This is a genomic window from Luteibacter sp. P4_E6 (assembly GCF_056401535.1).
Window position 1 is genome coordinate 1 of record NZ_JBFUJE010000701.1, and the last position, 1,707, is coordinate 1,707.

Consider the following 1,707-nt stretch of genomic DNA (forward strand, 5'->3'; position numbering starts at 1 on the left):
GATGCCGCGCAGAACCTGTTCTTCAACCTGTTCTTCACCTTCGACCGTTACGACCTCTCGGGCGTCGGCCGCATGAAGTTCAACCGTCGCGTCGGCCGCAAGGACGTCGTGGGTCCGGGCGTGTTGTACGACCACAAGTACTTCAGCGAGCGCAAGGAAGAAGAGTCGCAGCGTCTGGTCGCCGAGCAGGGCGAGACCTCCGACATCCTCGACGTGCTGCGCGTGCTCATCGACATCCGTAACGGTATCGGAACGGTCGACGATATCGACCATCTCGGTAACCGTCGCGTGCGTTCGGTCGGCGAAATGGCCGAGAACACCTTCCGCATCGGTCTCGTCCGCGTCGAGCGCGCGGTTCGCGAGCGCCTGTCGCTGGCTGAATCCGAAGGCCTGACCCCGCAGGAACTGATCAACGCCAAGCCGGTTGCGGCAGCGGTGAAGGAGTTCTTCGGTTCGTCGCAGCTCTCGCAGTTCATGGATCAGAACAACCCGCTGTCCGAAGTCACCCATAAGCGCCGTGTCTCCGCGCTTGGACCAGGCGGCCTGACCCGTGAGCGCGCCGGCTTCGAAGTCCGCGACGTGCACCCGACCCATTACGGTCGCGTCTGCACCATCGAGACGCCGGAAGGCCCGAACATCGGCCTGATCAACTCGCTGGCCGTATACGCCCGCACCAACTCTTACGGCTTCCTCGAGACGCCGTACCGCAAGGTCGAAAGCGGCAAGGTGACCGACAAGGTCGATTACCTCTCCGCGATCGAAGAAGGCGACCACGTGATCGCGCAGGCGAACTCGCCCCTGACGAAGGAAGGCAAGTTCATCGAAGACTTCGTCTCCTGCCGCTTCCGCGGTGAGTCGGAGCTGCGTCCGTCGGCCGAGATCAACTACATGGACGTCTCGCCGATGCAGACCGTATCGGTTGCAGCGGCGCTCGTGCCCTTCCTCGAGCACGACGATGCGAACCGCGCCCTCATGGGCGCGAACATGCAGCGTCAGGCCGTCCCGACGCTGCGCAGCCAGAAGCCGCTTGTCGGCACGGGCATCGAGCGCGCCGTGGCGCGTGACTCGGGCGTTACCGTGTCCGCCAAGCGCGGCGGTGTCATCGACCAGGTCGATGCCGCCCGTATCGTGGTGCGCGCGAACGAGTCGGAAGTGGACGAGAACGACGCCGGCGTCGATATCTACACGCTGACCAAGTACACCCGCTCCAACCAGAACACCAACCTCAACCAGCGTCCGCTGGTGAACGTCGGTGACGTGGTGGCGGTGGGCGACACCCTGGCGGACGGTTCCTCGACCGACCTCGGTGAGCTCGCGCTCGGCCAGAACATGCTCGTCGCGTTCATGCCGTGGAACGGCTACAACTTCGAAGATTCGATCCTGATCTCCGAGCGCGTGGTCCAGGAAGATCGTTACACCTCGATCCACATCGAGGAAATGACCTGCATCGCCCGTGACACCAAGCTCGGCGCCGAAGAAATCACCGCGGACATCCCGAACGTCGGCGAGCAGGCCCTGGCCCGTCTCGACGAGTCCGGCATCGTCTACATCGGYGCSGAAGTSMAGSCGGGCGACATCCTCGTCGGCAAGRTCACKCCGAAGGGCGAAAGCCMGMTGACGCCGGAAGAAAAGCTYCTSCGCGCSATCTTCGGCGAGAAGGCTTCGGACGTGAAAGACAGCTCGCTGCGCGTGCCCCCGGGCATGGAC

At 63.8% G+C, this 1,707-nt stretch carries 1 protein-coding gene; it reads left to right on the forward strand.

All coding sequences use genetic code 11. From position 1 onward, the window contains the following. The coding region (gene rpoB, locus AC1DT2_RS22555) for a DNA-directed RNA polymerase subunit beta (RefSeq protein WP_477298875.1) at window positions 1–1,707 on the forward strand (1,707 nt) is incomplete at both ends.